At 44.4% G+C, this 20,803-nt stretch carries 19 protein-coding genes and 1 other annotated feature; of the genes, 15 read left to right on the top strand and 4 right to left on the bottom strand.

The features are described from left to right. Positions 1-356 precede the first annotated feature (356 nt). From NL645_RS16575 to NL645_RS16560, 4 genes are all read left to right on the top strand, one after another. The gene (locus tag NL645_RS16575; RefSeq protein WP_253652063.1) at positions 357-1,316 is read left to right on the top strand and encodes a TIGR01212 family radical SAM protein; all 960 of its coding nucleotides are present in this window, start codon (positions 357-359) and stop codon (positions 1,314-1,316) included. Between the two features lie 35 nt (positions 1,317-1,351). Further along, entirely contained in the window at positions 1,352-3,100 is a 1,749-nt protein-coding gene (locus NL645_RS16570; protein WP_253652062.1) for a diguanylate cyclase, read from the top strand. Between the two features lie 241 nt (positions 3,101-3,341). Further along, positions 3,342-5,696, top strand: a complete 2,355-nt coding sequence (arcB, locus tag NL645_RS16565; protein WP_046873978.1) for an aerobic respiration two-component sensor histidine kinase ArcB — start codon at positions 3,342-3,344, stop codon at positions 5,694-5,696. 1 nt (position 5,697) lies between these two features. After that, a complete protein-coding gene (locus NL645_RS16560) occupies positions 5,698-6,147 on the top strand; it encodes a hypothetical protein (RefSeq protein WP_253652061.1) in 450 nt (149 codons plus the stop codon). Positions 6,148-6,230: 83 nt separating this feature from the next. On the opposite strand, the gene arcA is transcribed toward NL645_RS16560, so the two are convergent. Next, positions 6,231-6,947 (bottom strand): two-component system response regulator ArcA, encoded by a 717-nt coding sequence (gene arcA, locus NL645_RS16555; RefSeq protein ID WP_005381824.1) that lies wholly within the window; start codon positions 6,945-6,947, stop codon positions 6,231-6,233. Positions 6,948-7,308: 361 nt separating this feature from the next. On the opposite strand from arcA, the gene NL645_RS16550 reads away from it, so the two are divergent. Together NL645_RS16550 and NL645_RS16545 are read left to right on the top strand one after the other, a co-directional pair. Next, the gene (locus NL645_RS16550; protein ID WP_031780532.1) at positions 7,309-7,716 is read left to right on the top strand and encodes a DUF3293 domain-containing protein; all 408 of its coding nucleotides are present in this window, start codon (positions 7,309-7,311) and stop codon (positions 7,714-7,716) included. A gap of 55 nt (positions 7,717-7,771) precedes the next feature. Next, on the top strand, positions 7,772-8,254 hold the full coding sequence (locus tag NL645_RS16545) for a putative 4-hydroxy-4-methyl-2-oxoglutarate aldolase (protein WP_005396309.1): 483 nt from the start codon (positions 7,772-7,774) through the stop codon (positions 8,252-8,254). Here the strand turns inward: NL645_RS16545 and NL645_RS16540 are convergent. Further along, entirely contained in the window at positions 8,251-8,721 is a 471-nt protein-coding gene (locus NL645_RS16540; RefSeq protein ID WP_065645163.1) for a ribonuclease regulator, read from the bottom strand. The genes NL645_RS16545 and NL645_RS16540 overlap by 4 nt on opposite strands. Positions 8,722-9,146: 425 nt before the next feature. On the opposite strand from NL645_RS16540, the gene thrL reads away from it, so the two are divergent. The 5 genes from thrL (at position 9,147) to NL645_RS16515 (ending at position 14,821) form a co-directional block, all read left to right on the top strand. Beyond that, complete coding sequence (gene thrL / locus NL645_RS16535) at positions 9,147-9,224, top strand: thr operon leader peptide (RefSeq protein WP_074192076.1); 78 nt, start codon at positions 9,147-9,149, stop codon at positions 9,222-9,224. Next, positions 9,160-9,279: a sequence feature (Thr leader region), on the top strand. (Overlaps the previous gene by 65 nt.) 53 nt (positions 9,280-9,332) lie before the next feature. Then, entirely contained in the window at positions 9,333-11,792 is a 2,460-nt protein-coding gene (gene thrA, locus NL645_RS16530; RefSeq protein WP_065645164.1) for a bifunctional aspartate kinase/homoserine dehydrogenase I, read from the top strand. Positions 11,793-11,812: 20 nt separating this feature from the next. Continuing rightward, positions 11,813-12,769, top strand: a complete 957-nt coding sequence (gene thrB / locus NL645_RS16525) for a homoserine kinase (protein ID WP_253652092.1) — start codon at positions 11,813-11,815, stop codon at positions 12,767-12,769. Then, positions 12,766-14,046 carry a threonine synthase gene (thrC, locus tag NL645_RS16520; protein ID WP_104971278.1) on the top strand — a complete coding sequence of 427 codons (1,281 nt, stop codon included), beginning with the start codon at positions 12,766-12,768 and terminating at the stop codon, positions 14,044-14,046. The genes thrB and thrC overlap by 4 nt, the downstream gene beginning before the upstream one ends. 115 nt (positions 14,047-14,161) lie before the next feature. Beyond that, a complete protein-coding gene (locus tag NL645_RS16515) occupies positions 14,162-14,821 on the top strand; it encodes an NADPH-dependent FMN reductase (RefSeq protein WP_253652060.1) in 660 nt (219 codons plus the stop codon). A 91-nt stretch (positions 14,822-14,912) separates the two neighbouring features. Here the strand turns inward: NL645_RS16515 and grcA are convergent, their stop codons facing one another. Beyond that, on the bottom strand, positions 14,913-15,290 hold the full coding sequence (gene grcA / locus NL645_RS16510; protein WP_253652059.1) for an autonomous glycyl radical cofactor GrcA: 378 nt from the start codon (positions 15,288-15,290) through the stop codon (positions 14,913-14,915). A gap of 326 nt (positions 15,291-15,616) precedes the next feature. On the opposite strand from grcA, the gene nfo reads away from it, so the two are divergent. From nfo to NL645_RS16495, 3 genes are all read left to right on the top strand, one after another. Beyond that, a complete protein-coding gene (nfo, locus tag NL645_RS16505; RefSeq protein WP_046873969.1) occupies positions 15,617-16,504 on the top strand; it encodes a deoxyribonuclease IV in 888 nt (295 codons plus the stop codon). A gap of 283 nt (positions 16,505-16,787) precedes the next feature. Further along, positions 16,788-17,468 carry a uracil-DNA glycosylase gene (ung, locus tag NL645_RS16500; RefSeq protein ID WP_253652058.1) on the top strand — a complete coding sequence of 227 codons (681 nt, stop codon included), beginning with the start codon at positions 16,788-16,790 and terminating at the stop codon, positions 17,466-17,468. 112 nt (positions 17,469-17,580) lie between these two features. Beyond that, complete coding sequence (locus tag NL645_RS16495) at positions 17,581-18,132, top strand: hemerythrin domain-containing protein (protein WP_005396296.1); 552 nt, start codon at positions 17,581-17,583, stop codon at positions 18,130-18,132. Positions 18,133-18,367: 235 nt separating this feature from the next. Here NL645_RS16495 and NL645_RS16490 read toward each other — a convergent pair whose 3' ends face one another. Then, complete coding sequence (locus NL645_RS16490; protein WP_005396294.1) at positions 18,368-18,553, bottom strand: DUF3545 family protein; 186 nt, start codon at positions 18,551-18,553, stop codon at positions 18,368-18,370. A gap of 721 nt (positions 18,554-19,274) precedes the next feature. Here NL645_RS16490 and NL645_RS16485 point away from each other — a divergent pair. Beyond that, entirely contained in the window at positions 19,275-20,708 is a 1,434-nt protein-coding gene (locus NL645_RS16485; protein WP_005396293.1) for a sodium:alanine symporter family protein, read from the top strand. Positions 20,709-20,803 lie beyond the last annotated feature (95 nt).

The raw sequence follows: 20,803 nt of genomic DNA, 5'->3' as shown, positions 1-20,803 counted from the left end.
ACTATTTAGTGATTTATATAGGTAGGAGTGGGATAACACCGACAAATCCCGCAGTGTACTTTGTAATAAAAGTCACAAAAATAACGGGGTTGTGTAAGTATCCTACAATTTTGTCACTTCAGAATGCAATGAAAAAGTCGACGTTGTGACCCAATTTTTTCGTTTAATTATGCATTTTTAGTTTAACATTTACGCAACATGAACGTTTTTTATCTGTATTTATGCAGGTTTATTGATTTTGAGCCGTATGATGTTTGTTTGAATTGACTAGTATTGTGTGTTTTTTCTTGCAGGGATGTAATTTATTTACACAGATCGTAGTGAGATTGATTACGGTTCATTGTTGGTGAGAATTTATGCAGTTACATGAGTTGGTCAATACAATCGGCCAAGATCTTCAGCGTCGATACGGTGAAAAAGTCCATAAACTAACGTTGCACGGTGGATTTAGTTGCCCTAACCGAGATGGCACGATTGGTCGGGGAGGATGTACTTTTTGTAATGTGGCTTCGTTTGCGGATGAAGAAGTACAGATAAAGAGTATTCACGATCAGTTGAAAGATCGTGCGGGCGAAATTCATCGAGCGAAGAAGTATCTGGCTTATTTTCAGGCTTACACCAGTACTTATGCGGAAGTGCAAGTGCTGAAAAATATGTATGAAGAAGCACTAAAAGCGGCTGATATTGTGGGATTGTGTGTCGGGACTCGTCCAGATTGCGTGCCTGATGCCGTATTAGATTTGCTGTCTGACTATGTACAGCAAGGTTATGAAATTTGGCTAGAGTTAGGGCTTCAAACCGCTAATAACGACACCCTTAAGCGCATCAATCGCGGTCATGATTTCGAATGTTATGCCGAGATCACCAAGCGTGCGCGTGCGCTAGGTATTAAAGTCTGTACTCATTTAATTGTTGGATTACCGAAAGAAAGCCGCGACGATAATATTGAGACGCTGCAAAAAGTGTTAGCCGTGGGCACGGATGGCATTAAGTTACATGGCTTGCATATTGTGGAAGGCAGCACCATGGCGAAAGCGTGGCGTGCAGGACGATTAGAGGCGCCAGAGCTAGAAGAATATGTCGCAATTGCCAGTGAGATGATTCGTATGACGCCACCGGACGTGATTTACCATCGCGTTTCATCAGCAGCTCGTAGACCTACCTTATTATCGCCACTGTGGTGTGAAAATCGCTGGCTGGCGATGACTGAAATTGGTCGAGCCCTCAGTGAACATGGTGCTCAAGGAAGCCTAACGGGAAACGCTTTTATCTATAGTAAACCGGAATTAATAGCAGATCGCTCAATAAATAACTGATATATTTTAACCAGTTTTCTTTAAAGGTTTAAACGATGGATCAGTTACTCAATTGGCTTTGGGATGGTCAAGGCGGTTATGGCTATGTCGTCTTGTTATTAATTGCTAGCGTGTGCGCGTTAGCACTGATCTATTTGCACTTTCAAACATCACTTAAGCAACTCGTAACGGATTCACCCTATCCAGTCATAGTGCTGGATACTGGCCATGCTCAGATCTTGTTATCTAACCAAGCTGCGATGCAGTTATTAGGTATTCGCTCTCTAGGCACGGGATATTTGTATCCCGCTTTATTCGATATTCGTGCGCTTGAGTCGTTTCTCGACAGTGTCTCTAGTCGTCATTTTAGCCAGCAGGTATTTGATTGGCGCTTATCTGAAAGCGAATCTATCAAGGTGGAGTTGTCAGGAAGAAAGAGTTTGCTGCGCAATCACCGTGTTTGGATCATCTACGCGCAGCCATATCAATCCACTCATCAAGAGCAGCAACAAGAGCTTGCGCAATTAACGATCGCCCGTTCGGCACTAGACTCACTCTCTGAGTTAATCTGTACCCAAGATCGCCAAGGGAATTTATTAACGACGAACCGAGCATTTGATCAATTTTGGGAAGGGCGAAGGGAAGAAGCCTGCGCATCAAAGGCTTCCATGGGTGAGGCTACCAGAAAGAGTGAGCGCAAGTGGACGACGGATCCACAAGGTCGCAGTTGCTTATTGGAAGTGAATCAAAACTCCCTTGTGTCACCGAGTGGTGAGCTGATCGGTACATTATCCATTAGTCATGATGTGACCGAGTGGCACAAAATGCAGCAAAACCTGAGAGATGAAATGGAGCGTCGTAAAGATACAGAAGTTGCATTGGCGCAAAGGGATACCATCTTACAAACTATTCTTGACGCTAGCCCTGACTCTATCGGTATCTTCAATGAGAATATGGTCTATCAAGCGTGTAATAAACCGTTCGTTAATGCATTAGGTATTTCAGACGTGTCTGATTTGATCGGTAAGCGCCTTCAAGATGTCATTCCTGAAGAGATGTACGCTCGCTTAGCTGCTAGTGATTTAGATGCATTGCGTCAGTCAGAGCCTGTCCGATACATAGATAAAGTCGTTAGCAGTGATGGCAAAAGTACGTGGTTTGATGTGGTGAAATCGCCTTTTAAAGATAAAGCTTCAGGAACAAATGGTGTGCTGATCATGGCGCGTGATATTTCTGAACGTTACCTTGCCGAACAAAAGTTGGAGAGAGCCAATTTAGAGTTAGAAAAGTTGAGCTTTATGGACAGCTTAACTCAGGTATCGAACCGACGCCGCTTCGATGAACAACTGCAGGTACTATGGTACCACCATGCCCGCGAAAAGCTGCCGCTCACTATCATGTTGTGTGACATCGACTTTTTCAAAGATTACAACGACTGTTACGGCCATCAGCAAGGTGATGAAGCATTGGTCAGTGTTGCTACCGTATTCACAAAAGTCATCAATCGCTCTTCGGATTGTGTTGCGCGTTATGGTGGTGAGGAGTTTGGTTTTATCCTGCCGAATACCACAACGGAAGGCGCGAGCAATGTAGCACAGCGTATTCATGAACAAATTCGACAACTCGATATGGAGCACGACAGCTCAGAAGCATCGGAACGTCTCACGGTCAGTATCGGTCTTGTCTCTTATATTCCTCAACATGGTGATGAACCGGAAATGGGTATTGCCATGGCTGACAGTGCGCTATACCAAGCCAAAGCGGATGGACGTAATCGCACCTGTATTCACCCAAGTTCTTGCTAACGCTTTGTGACCGCTTGCTCTAAGTTGATAGCTGATTGTTTAAATCGCCGTATTAAACACGTTAAACTTACCGAAGCCTGTGCGTTCGTTGGTTAACTTATCTTTTTATCTTGTTTAGCAAGCGCAGTTCGCACTACGTATTTTTCACTAATCACACAGACCTAAATTGCGTTAGGCCGAATATGTCTGCTCGTTTTTTATCATTGAAGGGCAACATCTAGCCAGCACCATGGAGTAGTTAATGAAACCCATGAAAAATCTCGCCCAGTATTATGTCGACTTGCTAGTCAAACTGGGGATTGTTCGTTTCTCGATTTTGCTGGCCCTTGCGCTGGTGGCATTAGCCGTTGTGGTGCAGGTGGGGATTACTTTAGCTCTCAAGGGGCGAGTCGACGATATCGACATTGTCCGTTCGGTGTTTTTTGGTCTCTTGATTACACCTTGGGCGGTTTATTTTCTTTCTGTTGTTGTTGATCAGCTAGAAGAGTCTCGCCAGCGTTTAACCAAGTTGGTGTCCAAACTGAAAGACATGCGCTCGCGAGACCAAGAACTGAATTATCAACTGCAACAAAACATCGAAAAGCTCAACCAAGAAATTGAAGAGCGCATTAAAGCAGAAGAAGCTCGAGAAGAGGCGATGCAAGATCTCGAAAACGAGGTGTTCCAACGAGAGCGTACTCAGTTAGAGCTGGCGGAACGCACTGCACTACTGCGTTCATTTATTGATGCCTCGCCAGACTTAATTTACTACCGCAATGCCGATGGTGTGTTCTCCGGTTGTAACCGGGCAATGGAAGAGCTAACGGGCAAGAAAGAGCACCAGTTAGTCGGATTAAGCCCTTGGGATGTGTATAGCAAAGAAATCGCTGAGCACATCGTTGATACTGACCAAAAGGTCTTCGCCGATAATCAAGCCATCACTTACGAGCAGTGGCTAGAGTACCCTGATGGACGCAAGCACTACTTTGAACTGCGTAAAGTGCCGTTTTACAGCAAAGATGGTCGTCACCTTGGATTGGTAGGTTTTGGCCGTGATATCACTGAACGTAAACGTCATGAAGAGTCGTTAGAGAAAGCAAGCCGTGATAAAACTACTTTCATCTCAACCATCAGTCATGAACTGCGAACGCCACTAAATGGCATTGTGGGCTTAAGTCGTATGCTTCTCGATAGTCCATTGACAGAAGAGCAGCGCAAACACATGCAGACCATCAATGTGAGTGCGATTACGCTAGGTAACATCTTCAACGATATTATCGATATGGATAAGTTTGATCGCCGCAAGCTAGAACTATTACCTGCGCCACTTAACTTCGAAGACTTCGTCGCTGAGATTGAAAGCATCTCTGCTTTGATGGCGGAGCAAAAAGGGCTGCGTTTTGACTTAGAACGTTTGAGTGATTTACCAAAAGCAATTGAAGTGGATGCGACCCGTTTGCGTCAGGTAATTTGGAACTTGGTCAGCAACGCAATGAAGTTTACCAAAGAAGGTGGCGTTGTGATGACGGTGAGCGCGGATGTCGAAGACGATTTTGCCACCATTATTATGGAAGTGGAAGACACAGGTATTGGTATACCGGAAGATGAGCTCGATAAAATCTTTGCCATGTATTACCAAGTGAAATCAGGTAAAGACAACCTGCATGCTGTCGGGACTGGTATAGGCTTGGCGGTGTCAAAACAGCTGATCAATATGATGGATGGTGACATTACGGTTGCCAGTGAAGAAGGTTTTGGTAGTACTTTTACTGTATCGATTCACGTTCCTATTGTGGAACTCGAAGAACCAGTCATTGATGCAAAACGCGACAATGTGCATCTCAACATCTTTATGGTCGAAGACATTGAGCTTAACGTCACTGTTGCCAAATCGTTGCTTGAGAGCTTAGGACACTCCGTTACCGTGGCGATGACGGGACAAGAAGCGCTCGTGAACTTTGTGCCAGAAAAATATGACTTGGCGTTGTTGGATATTCAGCTGCCTGATATGACGGGGTTTGATGTCGCAAATTATTATCGCGAGCATTATAACAATCTGCCTCCATTGGTCGCCCTAACAGCTAATGTGATGAAAGATCGTCGTGAATACTTAGATAACGGTATGGATGATGCCATCAGTAAACCGCTTGCTGTGAACGCCATTCAGTCTGTAATTGATAAATTCTTCGCGCATCAGGTAGAGCAGCAAGAGCAACCTGAGAGCGTTCCAGAAACAGTGGAAGAGCCGACCCCTTCTCCTGTGATTGAGACACACTTGCTCGATATGGATATGTTAGAGTCTTACGTCGACATTGTTGGTGCCAAGCCGGTCTACGACAGCATAAAAATGTTTGAAGACATGATGCCAGACTATATTGATGTCTTAGACTCAAACATGACGGCGAAAGATCAAGATGGGATTGTTTCTGAAGCGCATAAAATTAAAGGCGCTGCAGGTTCGATTGGCCTCAAACGTATCCAAAGTGTGGCGCAGAAAGCGCAATCTCCCGATATGCCAGCATGGTGGGAAAACATTTCAGACTGGGTTGAAGAGATCAAAAATGAATACCAAAACGATATTCAAGTCCTCAAAAGTTGGTTGGAACAAAGGAAATAACATGAAAAAAATCGCACCGTTGGCGTTGGTTATAGCATTGATGGCTGGCTGCAGTTCCGTTCCAAGTGTGAACTGGCAACAAAACAGTCAGATTACGATTAACCAGGTGAATGTCGAGCTCAAAAGTAACTTATGGGTGAACCTGATGCCGACCGTTGGGGAAGTGCAAGAGCAAAGCATTCAAGGATCACTTTACCTTGAAGGAGACCAGTTACTCCCAGCCAACCTGACTGCCGAAGCGCTTATCATCAAGCAAGGGGAAAAAGAGTGGTGGGTGGATGAAGACTCTTTAGAAACTCGAACTCATAGTGAGAGCCAATGGGAAGTAGCCTTCACGTTTCAGGTAGACGCGGACACAGAAAAATCGGTTGATATCGCGGTCCTTTTAGACGACGCAGGTAAACAGCGCTGGTTAGTGGAAAAGTACGTGAAGATTAACAAGGTTTATTAGACTCAGGAATTGTCCGCTAATTGCTAAACCCAAAATAAAAGGGCTTGCTCAATGAGCAAGCCCTTTGCGTATTAGCGATTCAATTAGTCTTCTAGATCGCCACAGAAGCGGTAACCTTCGCCGTGGATAGTCGCGATGATTTCAGGAGTACCTGAAACAGACTCAAAGTGTTTACGAATACGACGAATCGTTACGTCTACAGTACGGTCATGCGGCTTAAGTTCACGGCCAGTCATCTTCTTAAGAAGATCGGCACGAGTTTGAATCTTACCTGGGTTTTCACAGAAGTGCAGTAGAGCTCGGAACTCAGAACGAGGGAGCTTGTAGCTATCACCAGCAGGGCTAACTAGAGAGCGGCTGTTGATGTCCAGTACCCAACCATTGAATTCATACTTTTCTACTGAGCGTTTCTCTTCTTGCACCGCGTTAGAGCTCATTGAGCGGCTAAGTAGGTTGCGAGCACGAATAGTCAGTTCACGTGGGTTGAATGGTTTAGTGATGTAGTCATCTGCACCAATCTCAAGACCTAGGATCTTGTCCACTTCATTGTCACGGCCTGTCAGGAACATTAAAGCAATGTTCGCTTGTTCGCGTAGTTCACGCGCTAACAGAAGGCCATTCTTGCCTGGAAGATTAATGTCCATAATAACCAAGTTGACTGAGTTGTCAGACAACACTTGGTGCATCTCTTCACCGTCACTGGCTTCAAAAACAGCGTATCCCTCTGCTTCAAAAATACTCTTAAGAGTGTTACGAGTTACTTGCTCATCTTCAACGATAAGAATCTGCGGGGTTTGCATTGGCGGTACCTAAATTTGTGACAAAATTGTGCTAATAGAATAAATTCTAGGCAAAAATATAACATACAGGTAATGTGATTTTGATAATAAATCAAGTTGATCAAAAAAACACTTCTTTCAGTTATCCGCCCTCCATGGAATTTTGCCAACTCACCAGTATCCAATGGCGACGTTTATTCTAAAGGGCTTGTTTACCTTTCATTTCCTGCTTTCTGTGGGGCCTGAAACGTAAACACCCTGAGATATGGAGCGGATTTTATATTGTTAACAGCATGCTAACAATGCTCAAATGTTAATTCCATTCAGTTTGTTGATTTATATCAATTGATGAAATGTAACTGTTATTAATCGTTTAAGACTTATGATAGAAAAAAGTAATACGAACATAGACGCATCGTTATGGAATGCTTATTCAGAATCTTTTTTCAGATTCGAGGCCGAGTGGTGCGTTTCAAACTACGCTGTGATAACCGCTTGGAACCCATACAGTAATTTGCGGTCCAAAGAAGAGAACTGCATAAGCAATCAAGCATTAGAAACACTGCTACAGCACGTTAATTACGCGCCTATCACAGTAGGTGACAGCTCTTTTACATGGTATGAGGAAAGCTTTGCCGTCGAGTTATCACCAGAGGCGGCGGTCGCATTGGCGAATGACTTTCAACAAAACGCGATTTACTACGTCATTGATGATCAACTGTACCTTATTGCGTGCTCACAGCCGAAAGTGTTGCATAAGTTAGGCTCCCTTAAGCCTCGACTCGTATAGGAAAGGATACTACTCACCGAAGCACTGCTTGGGTGAGAAAATTCACGGAGGAAATATGAGAGACATTACACCCGATATTTGTGACCAATTTGAAGACCAAGTTACCCTGCTTACTTTGCCACTGCAGAACTTTGGTCAACGCACCGCTTTTTACGGAGAAATTGTCACAGTGCGTTGCTATCACGACAACTCAAAAGTACGTGAAGTACTGGGCGAAGATGGAACGGGGAAAGTATTGATTGTTGACGGACATGGTTCGTGTCAGAAAGCATTGCTTGGCGATCAATTAGCAATACTCGGAATAGAAAATGGGTGGGAAGGCATTATTGTCTATGGTGCAATACGCGACGTAGCACAAATATCTCAGATGGACATTGGCGTGCAAGCACTTGGTACCAATCCGTTTAAGACAGAGAAGCGAGGTATGGGAGAGGTCAATGTGACCTTAACGATGCAAAACCAAATCGTGCAGCCGAAGCATTATGTGTACGCTGATTGGAATGGTGTGTTGATCTCAAAGCAAAAATTAGATTTCTAAAAACGAAAGCCTAAACCTACCTCAATACCTTGTTGCCAATCTTGGTAATCAAGAGTCGCGTGAAGATCCAGTTTATCGGTGATTTTTACGCGACTTGAGACTTCAGCTGCGAGGCTGCTGTCTTCTTGGCGAATACCTTCCGCAGTCTCATTCTTGTAAGAGCGAACCGTACTTTTTAGTGTGACACGATCATTGAAGTGATAGCTGATCCCACTCAAAAAACCGCTTTGGTTTTGGGTTGGAGAGTTGTTGACTCGTGCACCGACGTAAACGTCTACTGAGTCAAAGAGTTCGTACGCATAACCCGTGTCGATATTCCAAACATCGAAACTGTCAGATTGATAGCTGTCGCTGGAAATAAATAGTTTATGAGGAGAAGGGGATGTTTTGCCTGGAAGAGGCGGAAGCTCGTTTGCTAGACAAACGCCAGGCACAAAAAACAGCAACAGAAAAAGCCCTCTTTTCATGCTCACCACTCCTTGTGTCAACTTTTTTATTAGTATGTGCCCAAAGCTTCTCACTATTAAAGCATAGAATATGAAAGCTAGCTCACCTATTTTCTAAATAATTCGATCCTGTGAACATAGGTCACAGTTAAGTTGTTGTTAAGTGTCAACAACTCCCTTTCATAATTTGATCTTACGCTTTATGACGAAGATCAGACTAGTTATGGAGTAAAAAGTGAGACTGATGACGATGGGATGAGCCCCCTACAAAAATAAGCGACAGATTTCCTAACGAGCAATAACATCCAATTAGCTTTAAATATCAATAAGATTGCTTAGCAGAAATCGCTGTAAGACTGAAAAACAAACAATTTTTTGTTGACTATGAATCGGAAACTCGGTAAACGTAGAGTTAAGCAAACACAATTAACGTTGAATATTTATTTATGCCATCTAACAGCCTAGTAGTAATGACCACGACCATTATTATTACCGACACGACACATGTTGGGGCAGGCTGCTGAGCGAAAGAAATTCACAAAAAAGGCCTGTATCCAACAAGATACAGGCCTTTTTTTATGCTTTTTTATCCAGAATTTAGACAAGTTTGAGAAGATATACCGGAGGAAGGGATGCGAGTATTGAAGTTTGGCGGTTCATCACTAGCTGATGCAGATCGCTTTTTAAGAGCGGCAGACATCATTGCCAATAACGCTCAACAAGAAGAAGTGGCGGTTGTTCTTTCAGCCCCAGGTAAAACAACAAATAAGTTGGTTGCGGTCATTGAAGGCGCGTTGCGCAATGGTGAAGCAGAGCTGCAAATCAAAGAGTTGGATGAATCGTTTAAAACGCTATTCACTCAAATCCAAGCAGTACTACCCAATATTGATGGCTCAGCTTTCGATAACCAAGTGAAAACCTCGCTATCTCAATTACGTCAATTTGTTCACGGCATCAATCTATTAGGTATGTGCCCAAACAACGTAAATGCGCGCATTATTAGTAAAGGTGAGCGTGTTTCCATTCAGTTGATGAAAGCTGTCTTGGAGGCGAAGGGACAACAAGCGAGCTTGATCGATCCTGTCGAGTATCTGTATGCCCAAGGTGATCATCTTGAAGCTATGGTTGATGTGGATATTTCAACGCAAAACTTCCGTCAAAAACCCCTTCCTCAGGGTCATGTGAACATTATGCCGGGCTTTACAGCTGGCAACGAAAAAGGAGAGCTTGTCACGCTGGGTCGTAATGGCTCTGACTACTCGGCAGCGGTTCTTGCAGCTTGTTTACGCGCAGACTGCTGTGAAATCTGGACCGACGTTGATGGTGTATACAACTGTGACCCACGTTTAGTCGAAGATGCTCGCCTACTTAAATCACTAAGCTACCAAGAAGCGATGGAGCTTTCTTATTTTGGTGCTTCCGTTCTGCACCCGAAAACCATCGCCCCTATTGCTCAATTCCACATTCCATGTCTGATCAAAAACAGCTTTAACCCTCAAGGTGCAGGTACTCTTATCGGCCAAGATACTGGTGAAGATAATCTTGCGATCAAAGGTATTACAACACTTAACGACCTAACCATGGTTAACGTATCAGGCCCTGGTATGAAAGGCATGGTAGGCATGGCGAGTCGTGTATTCGGTGCGATGTCGTCTGCTGGTGTATCTATTGTTCTGATCACTCAGTCTTCTTCTGAATACAGCATCAGCTTCTGTATTGAGGCTGAAGATAAAGCGAAAGCGCAGCAAGTGCTGGCAGATGCGTTCGAGCTAGAACTGAAAGATGGCTTACTAGAACCGGTCGAGTTTATTGATAATGTTTCAATCATTACGCTTGTTGGTGACGGTATGCGCACATCGCGTGGTGTGGCTTCTCGCTTCTTCTCTTCTCTTGCTGAAGTGAACGTGAATATCGTGGCGATAGCACAAGGCTCATCAGAACGTGCGATTTCTGCCGTTATTCCAGAAGACAAAATTTCTGAGGCGATCAAAGCGTGTCACGAAAACCTATTCAACTCGAAACACTTCCTCGATGTGTTCGTTGTTGGTGTTGGTGGTGTGGGTGGCGAGCTGGTGGATCAGATCGAGCGCCAACAAGTCAAACTGGCTGAGAAAGGCATTGTGATTCGAGTTTGTGGCTTAGCAAACAGCAAAGGTCTGTTGCTTGATAGCGAAGGCTTACCGCTCGAGCACTGGCGTGATCGTATGTCAGCAGCCACAGAAGAATTCAGCCTAGCGCGTCTGATTTCTTTGGTACAACGCAATCATATTATCAACCCTGTATTGGTTGATTGTACTTCCAGTGAAGACATTGCTAAACAATACGCCGACTTTCTAGCGGCAGGTTTTCATGTTGTAACACCAAACAAAAAAGCAAACACAGCAAGCATGGCGTACTACCATCAGCTTCGCGATGTGGCTCGTAGCTCCCGTCGTAAATTGATGTATGAAACAACCGTAGGTGCAGGCCTACCGGTTATTGAAAACTTGCAAAACCTAATTTCTGCAGGCGATGAACTGGAGCGCTTCAGCGGTATTCTTTCCGGTTCTCTTTCTTATATTTTCGGTAAGTTAGATGAAGGAATGAGCTTAAGTGAAGCGACGAATATCGCAAAAGAAAATGGCTTTACTGAACCAGATCCTCGTGATGATCTGTCTGGTATGGATGTCGCGCGTAAGCTGTTGATCCTAGCTCGTGAAGCGGGCATGTCACTAGAGCTTGAAGATGTTGTTGTTGACCAAGCGCTACCGCCAGGTTTTGATGATTCAGGCAGTGTTGATGAGTTTATGGCGCGTCTCCCAGAAGCGGACGCCTACTTCAAAGAGTTATCAGCTAAAGCAGCAAAAGAAGGCAAAGTACTGCGTTACGTTGGTGAAATTAACGAGGGCAAGTGCACAGTAAGCATTGCTGCGGTGGATGAAAACGATCCGATGTATAAAATCAAAGACGGTGAAAACGCACTGGCATTTTACAGCCGTTACTACCAGCCAATCCCACTTGTGTTGCGTGGTTATGGCGCAGGTACTGAGGTAACGGCTGCGGGTGTATTCTCTGACGTGATGCGTACTTTAGGTTGGAAACTAGGGGTATAACAAGAATGAGTTCAAGTGATATGGATGTAGTGGTTTATGCCCCAGCATCAATTGGTAATGTAAGTGTTGGTTTTGATGTATTGGGGGCGGCGGTGTCCCCAGTGGATGGGGCCTTGCTAGGTGACAGAGTGCAAGTTAAGGCAGGGACTGAGCCGTTCAGTCTGAAAACTGCGGGTAATTTTGTCTCTAAGTTGCCTACAGAGCCAAAAGAGAACATCGTTTACGATTGTTGGTTGGTGTTTGCTCGCGAACTAGACAAAAAAGGTGTTGAGCTAAAACCACTTGAAATGACGCTAGAAAAGAACATGCCAATAGGCTCAGGTTTAGGCTCAAGTGCATGTTCTATCGTGGCGGCGCTGGATGCCTTAAACCGATTCCATGGTCAACCGCTGAATGAGACTGAGCTGCTAGCACTGATGGGGGAAATGGAAGGCAAAATCTCTGGTGGTATTCACTACGATAACGTCGCGCCGTGTTACCTTGGTGGTGTCCAGTTGATGCTTGAAGAGTTGGGTATCATCAGTCAGGAAGTGCCTTGCTTTGACGATTGGTACTGGGTGATGGCTTATCCGGGTATCAAAGTATCAACAGCAGAAGCGCGTGAGATCCTACCATCTCAATACCGCCGACAAGATATCATCGCTCATGGTCGACACCTTGCGGGCTTTATTCATGCGTGTCATTCTGGTCAGCCAGAGCTAGCTGCAAAAATGATCAAAGACGTGATCGCAGAACCGTATCGTGAGAAACTGCTTCCGGGCTTTGCGAATGCACGTCAATACGCTGCATCAGCAGGTGCGTTAGCAACCGGTATTTCTGGCAGTGGTCCAACACTGTTCAGTATTTGCAAAGAGAAAGATGTCGCTGAGCGAGTTGCTCGCTGGTTAGAACAGAACTACGTACAAAACGAAGAAGGATTCGTCCACGTTTGTCGTCTAGATAAGCAGGGTTCGAAAGTAACAGGAAGTGAGCTATGAAGCTTTACAATATAAAAGAAAATGATGAACAAGTTTCCTTTGGCCAAGCCGTTCGTCAAGGGTTAGGCCGTAACCAAGGTCTATTTTTCCCATCGGAATTACCAAAGTTTGAAGACGTTGATGCGCTACTGGCAGAAGACTTTGTTTCTCGTAGCACTAAGATTTTATCAGCGTTTATCGGTGATGAGCTGGCGGAAGAGCAAGTCAACGCGCTTGTGGACGCAGCGTTCCAATTCCCGGCGCCAATCAATCAAGTCAAAGACGGTGTTTACGCGTTAGAGCTTTTCCATGGTCCAACGCTGGCATTTAAAGATTTTGGCGGTCGCTTTATGGCGCAATCTCTTGCGGCGGTATCGGACGGTGGCAAGATCACCATTCTGACTGCGACTTCTGGCGATACTGGCGCAGCCGTTGCGCACGCTTTCTATGGTATGGAAGACATCAACGTTGTGATTCTTTACCCGAAAGGCAAGATCAGCCCACTGCAAGAGAAGCTATTCTGTACGCTAGGCAAGAACATTCACACTGTCGCGATCGATGGCGACTTCGATGCGTGCCAGGCTCTGGTTAAGCAAGCTTTCGATGATTCCGCACTGCGTGAAGAGATCGGTCTGAATTCTGCAAACTCAATCAACATCAGCCGTTTGATGGCGCAAATCTGTTACTACTTTGAAGCAGCTGCGCAAATGAGTAAACAAGAGCGTGAAAACCTAGTCGTGTCTGTACCAAGTGGTAACTTTGGTAACCTAACTGCTGGTCTACTGGCAAAAGCGCTGGGTCTGCCGATCAAACGCTTTATCGCTGCAACTAACGCTAATGACACGGTTCCGCGCTACCTAGAAACAGGTAAGTGGGAGCCAAAACCAACGGTTGCAACGACATCGAACGCGATGGACGTGAGTCAACCGAACAACTGGCCGCGTATCGAAGAGCTCTGCCGAGTGAAAGAGTGGGGCCTAGAGACTCTAGGTAAAGGCGCGGTTTCAGATGAGCAAAGCGCACAATCTGTGAAAGACCTGTACTCATTGGGCTACCTATGTGAACCGCACGGTGCGATTGCTTACCGCGTTCTTGAAGAGCAACTGCAAGAAGGTGAAACCGGTCTGTTCCTATGTACTGCGCACCCAGCGAAGTTCAAAGAAGTGGTGGATGACATTCTGCAATCCGACATCGACCTTCCTGCTCCATTAGCGAAGCACGCGGCGATGGAACTGCTATCGGAAGAGCTAGACGCAGACTTTGATGCATTGAAACAAGTACTGCGCCGTGTACAGTAATTATTAAAATGATGAACGACGAAAGGTGAATGAGCAATCATTCGCCTTTTTTATTGTCGGTAAGTCTCGACTCTCTTTATGATTGAGAAACGAACTTAAAGATGGAAATAGAAGCATGCATTTTTTGATTTTTCTTGGCTCAGTCAGAGACAGCACGCCACCACGACCAGCCCGTTTAGGAATGCGAGTCACTAGAGCGTGTGAAAAACTCATCGTGAGTCAGCATTCGCAACATACCGTCGAAATCATTGACCCATTGAACTACGACTTTGACGACGTGTTTAAGCCTGAGTTTGCTTACCATCGCGCTAAAGTGCCATCCCACTTGAGAGAACTGGCAGACAAAATTAAAAGCGCCGATGGGTACGTGATGGTCAGTCCGGAATACAACCATTCGATGAGCCCTGCTTTGGCAAACATGCTTAACCATTTTGGTAGTTCGCTGTTTTCTTATAAGCCAAGTGCTATCGTGACCTATTCTGCTGGACAATGGGGTGGTGTTCGAGCTGCTGTGTCGATGCGTACCTTCTTATCTGAACTTGGATGTTTACCTGTCTCGGCGATGATTCACATTCCGAAAGCGCAAGAAGTGTTTGATGAACAGGGCGTGGCTGCGGGTGAGTCTGAGCAGACGCAGTGGGACAGCTATATGAATCGCACTATGCATCAATTGATTTGGTGGGCAGAAGGAGCGTCGTTGCAAAGAGAAAGGCTTGACCCAACCTCATTGGCTGAAGTGTTTAAGAAGGATCCGTCACAGAGAAATGCTCCGTAAAGGAACAGAACGGTTAGATACTAGGAAAACAAAAAAGCTTGGCCATTGAGACCAAGCTTTTTAAATTCTAGCGAGCTAGTTTACTGAGAAATTATAGAGTCTCAGTAAAAGTACGAGCGATTACGTCACGTTGTTGCTCTGGAGTTAGCGAGTTGAAACGTACAGCGTAACCAGAAACACGGATTGTTAGCTGTGGGTATTTCTCTGGGTGTGCAACTGCATCTTCTAGTGTTTCGCGTTTAAGCACGTTCACGTTTAGGTGTTGACCGCCTTCGATGCGAGGAGCTGTTTCGATTGCTACTTCACGGCTTTCGTATTCACCTAGATCGCTGATTGCGATAACTTGGTCTGCTTCGTAGCCAGCAGTTGCAGCAACACAACGAGCTTCACTTTTTTCGCTATCTAATAGCCAGATAGAGTTTAGTAGGTCGTCGTTTGCCGCTTTTGTAATTTGGATACCTTGGATCATCACTATCTCCTAGACCACTTACGTGGTGATTATTGGTGTTAATTTTCGAATTTTCGTTGAGCTGAGTATTATATAGCTAATATCCACTATTTTAATATTGATTTAAGTCAAAAAACAACCAAAAACATTATTTTTATTAAGGTAATTTTATTGAGTTAAATCAATAAAACCTTTGAAAACAAACTAATTACAATTTATTTGATAATATAAAAAATATTTAATAACTTATTTTGTTGTAAATTTACTACAAATTAAGCTTAAAGTTTAAACTGATTAACGCAACTATCTGTATTTAGGTAGCAATACTGAAAGTCTAAAGTGATTAAATGACAAACATGAAAAACAAGCTTGGGAATAAACTCATTGGTGCACATGTCTCTGCTGCTGGTGGGGTCGATCAAGCGCCGTTGAGAGCTCGCGAAATTGGCGCGAATGCGTTCGCACTATTTACAAAAAACCAACGCCAGTGGGTGGCTAAGCCTTTAGAAGCAAAAACCATCAGTGCGTTTAAAGCGAACTGTAAAATGCTGGGTTTCGGCGCAGAACATATTCTTCCCCATGACTCTTATCTAATTAACTTAGGTGCACCAGAAGCGGATAAGTTGGATAAGTCACGCGCTGCATTCATCGATGAGATGGAGCGTTGTAATCAATTGGGTTTAACGTTGCTGAACTTTCACCCTGGGAGCCACTTAAAGAAAGTCTCGGAACAGGAGTGCTTAGCGACGATCGCTGAGTCGATCAATCTTGCGCACAAAGCGGTGCCGAATGTGATCGCGGTAATCGAGAATACGGCTGGTCAGGGTACAAACCTAGGTTGGAAGTTTGAGCATCTTGCTGAAATCATCGATCAAGTGGAAGACAAAGAACGTGTTGGTGTATGTCTCGATACTTGCCACACGTTTACTGCCGGTTACGATCTGCGTACTAAAGAGGATTGTGAGCATACCTTTGCGGAATTCGACCGTATTGTTGGGATGCACTATTTAAGAGCAATGCATCTAAATGATTCAAAAGTTGAGTTTGCCAGCAAAGTGGATCGCCACCACTCATTAGGCAAAGGAGAAATCGGGTGGGATTGCTTTGAGTACATCGCGAAAGACCCTCGATTTGATGGTATCCCTCTGATTTTAGAAACAATTGATCCGGACATCTGGCAGCAAGAAATCAACGCACTGCGTCAGTTTCATCTAGCGGCGATAGATAACCAATGATGTGATCACAGAGTTGGCACCTTTCTTTCTTAGCCACTTAAGTCAATTTGAATTAAGAAAGAAGGATGCCACTATGTCTCGACCACTCTCTTTTGCTTCTTACGCATATAGCCGCCGCGTGCTTCGTTTGCCGATGCCTAATCGTCACATTACAGGACAGGGGCATTTTCGAACGCCACAGAAGCATTAGTCTTTTATTACTATTCTCAAGTTCGTGGTAAGTTTTTGTTTGTTTGGGTTTCGCTCGTTAGAATAGAAGCAAAATTTAGGACAGGAACTTTCCATGAATCAGTCACCCACTTGGCACGATGTGATCGGCGAAGAGAAAAAACAGAGCTACTTTGTAGACACTTTGAATTTTGTAGAAGCAGAACGCGCTGCAGGCAAAGCGATTTTCCCGCCAGCGAAAGATGTCTTTAATGCGTTTCGTTTTACCGAGTTTAACGATGTTAAAGTAGTGATTCTGGGACAAGACCCATACCATGGTCCAAATCAGGCGCATGGTTTGTGCTTTTCCGTGCTTCCTGGAATCAAAACGCCACCATCACTCGTTAATATGTATAAAGAGCTGGCTCAAGATATTGAAGGGTTCCAGATCCCTCAGCATGGATTCTTACAAAGTTGGGCTGAGCAAGGTGTATTGTTGCTCAATACGGTATTGACGGTTGAGCAAGGTAAAGCGCATTCACATTCAAAAACGGGGTGGGAAACGTTCACTGACCGAGTGATTGAAGCGATAAACAAGCATCAGGAAGGCGTGGTGTTTTTATTGTGGGGCTCTCACGCTCAGAAGAAAGGGCGCTTTATTGATCGCAATAAACATCATGTGTTAGCCGCACCACATCCATCACCACTCTCAGCACACCGAGGTTTTTTTGGTTGTAAGCATTTCTCTCAAGCAAACCAGTTACTTGCCTCGCAAGGAAAAGCACCAATCAACTGGCATTTGCCATTAACTGTATAAAAGAAGAGACAGCGATAATGCTGCCATTATCGCTGTTTTTTTGAGCACGCTCGAGGCTGATGGCAAATTTCTCATGTACACTTATTAAAAGTAGGTGTTAAGGAGAGACGCTATGATGATCGAAAGAATTCGACGCGAACACGGCTATATGGTTCGTCTGTTGGCGATACTGCGCCATAAACTTAATGAGATAAAAGAAGAACGTGCGATCAACTACGCATTAGTAAGCGAGATAGTTGATTACCTCTCTAATCATTCAGAAAAAGTTCACCATCCGAAAGAAGATATTCTCTATCACCACTTTCTTGAGCACTATGGTAAGCAACAGACCATGGAAAACTTAGAGAAAGAACACCAAGAGCTAGCGAGTAAAACCAAAGAGTTTGCTTCCTTGATAGAGATGATCCTGCAGGATGCTGTTGTGCCTCAAGACATGTTTGTGGCCCACCTAGAGGACTTCATTGAATCACAAAGACGCCACTTGGAGTTAGAGGAGCGAAAAATCCTGCCTCTCATTGAGGAGCTGTTCACTACCGAGGATTGGCAGCATGTTGAAAGCTTATGGAGCGTCAGTGAAGATGACCCAGTTTTTGGTGACACCATTGCCGATCGTTATAAACAGTTAGCTGAACGTGTGCGTCAAAGTGATGCTGAGTATGTTTAAGTGTGTGCGATAAAACCTGAGCGAGCGAAAGTATCACTCGGGTTTGTTAGCTGCATTTCTTATTTATTGAGAATTGGACGTAAATTTATCGTTTGCGCTTCTCGACCCAAAGACAGGAAAATTCTTATTGAGTAATAACGGTACTCATACTCAAATCCTGGCGCTTAAACTCAAGTCGTTTACCCGTTACTGTAAACAAAAACAAAAGGCACCCTTAAGGTGCCTTTTGTTTGAATTAGAGTTTAATGTCTTCCAAGTTGTAGTCGGTACAGGCATCAAGTTCGCGTAGCTCTTTAAGCAAATTGCGCCTGTCGTTCATCTCTTCTATTTCACGCCACTTTCGCTTTACTGGTTTGGCACGAGATTTGGTTGTTGAGGTAGTATCCAGATTAAAAATGTCATCTAGTTGAAAGCCTTCCATAAGCCACCTTTACCTTTCTTAAGCTAAACTGTTGTAACCAGTCCTTGTGGAGTTTTTTAAGTACCACAATAGCCGTGAGAATAACCATGATATATTTCGCATTTGTGTCGGTAGCATGACATTTTCGTGCAAAAATATTCTCAAAATCACACTTTTCATGGCAATGTGGTGGCTAAAAAATGCACAAACGATCTCAAGAAAACGATTAAATAGAGAGATTTTCAATGTTAATTCGATTTGGCGAGTGGGGAGACAGTGCAAAGGTCAAAGTTGCATAAAACCAGTTTGATGAAATAGTGTTCAATTAGATGGTAAGGCACTAGAGCAAATTTATGTAACACCTTGTGAATACTAGCTTGGTCTTAATTATATGGGTCTCCGTTCTGTTTGGTGGGCGATAATTATTTATGTTGGCATTTGGTAATTGAAATGTTGCGGTTTATGGGTGTTAAGTCTTCCATTTATGTTATTTTTTGGTGACTTTATAGTGAAAAATAACAATGTTATTATCATGGTTGCATATTGATTTTTGCGCTCCTAGGTTGCATTATCCGCCCGTCAAAAAATACGCTGGTACGTAAAATGGATGCATGAAGCGACGTTTACGATTCTAGATTGCCCATAAACATTACTTAAAAAGCTAAGCACACTTTGACACTTAGCAGGCAATTTGGTGGATGGCTTGGACGCATAGACCGGCGCAACTCACTTTGAGGTACACATGACAGACTTAATCAATTTGATGAACGATCTCCTTTGGGGTTCGATTCTGGTTTATCTTCTTGTTGGTGTTGGTATTTACTTCACCGTTCGATTAGGGTTCATTCAGTTCCGCCATTTCGGCCACATGTTCTCTGTTCTTAAGAACAGTCGTAAAGCAGACAAAGCTGGTATTTCTTCTTTCCAAGCGCTTTGTACTAGTCTTGCTGCACGTGTTGGTACAGGTAACATGGCGGGCGTTGCAGTTGCATTGACTGCAGGTGGTCCTGGCGCGATCTTCTGGATGTGGCTGATCGCAATGCTTGGTATGGCAACGTCGTTTGCAGAGAGTACTCTGGCGCAGCTATACAAAACCAAAGATGATGATGGCAACTACCGTGGTGGTCCTGCCTACTACATGGAAAAAGGCCTGGGCATGCGTTGGATGGGCGTATTGTTCTCAGTTTTCCTAATCATCGCTTTTGGTTTGGTATTCAACGCCGTACAAGCTAACTCAATTGCAAATGCAATGAGCACCGCATTTGGTTGGAGTGACCTGTACGTTGGTATCGCGGTTGTAGTACTGTCTGCGATTGTAATTTTCGGTGGTATCAAGCGTATCGCAAAAGTAGCAGAGATGATCGTTCCGATCATGGCGCTGCTTTACTTGGCTCTAGCACTGTTCATCATGTTCTCTAATCTAGAGAAGCTACCTGATGTATTAATGCTTATCTTTAAGAGTGCATTTGGTCTGCAAGAAGCGGCGGCTGGTGGTCTTGGCTACGCGATTGCACAGGCAATGATTAACGGTATTAAACGCGGTCTATTCTCGAACGAAGCGGGTATGGGTTCTGCGCCAAACGCGGCGGCTTCAGCAACGCCTTACCCACCACACCCTGCATCTCAAGGTTATGTTCAGATGCTAGGTGTATTTATGGATACGATCGTTATCTGTTCAGCGACAGTGGCTATCATCCTGATGTCAGGTGAGTATGTCGGTCAAGCAACAGAAGTGACGGGTATCGAGCTAACTCAGCGTGCATTGAGCTCGCAAGTTGGTGATTGGGGTGGCATCTTTGTTGCCGTGGCAATCTTCTTCTTTGCATTTACATCAATCATCGCGAATTACTCGTACGCTGAAACGAACCTAATCTTCCTAGAGCACAACCATAAGGCGGGCCTAAGCATCTTCCGCGTTGTTGTTCTTGGTATGGTGATGTTTGGTGCACTTGCTTCGCTCCCAGTCGTATGGTCACTTGCTGATGTTTCGATGGGGCTGATGGCGATAGTCAACTTGGTGGCAATCATCTTGCTATCTGGCATCGTGATTAAGCTAGCAAAAGATTACAACCGCCAACTTGGTGAAGGTAAAGTACCAACGTTTGATGCGAATGACTTCCCTGAGCTGAAATCTCAGCTTGAAGAAGGCATTTGGTACAACGATAAAAAAGACTAAGTGAGCTATCACTCATAGTTGAAAGCTATTAGTACGATGTAAAAAGCCATGCAGACAATGCATGGCTTTTTTTGTACCCTATTAAAAAACAAAAT

The sequence above is a fragment of the Vibrio sp. Y51_MX_L26 genome, from assembly GCF_024181935.1.
Classification (GTDB): domain Bacteria; phylum Pseudomonadota; class Gammaproteobacteria; order Enterobacterales; family Vibrionaceae; genus Vibrio; species Vibrio diabolicus.
Note: the sequence above shows the minus strand (reverse complement) of the source record. Positions and strands in the feature narration are given on the sequence as shown.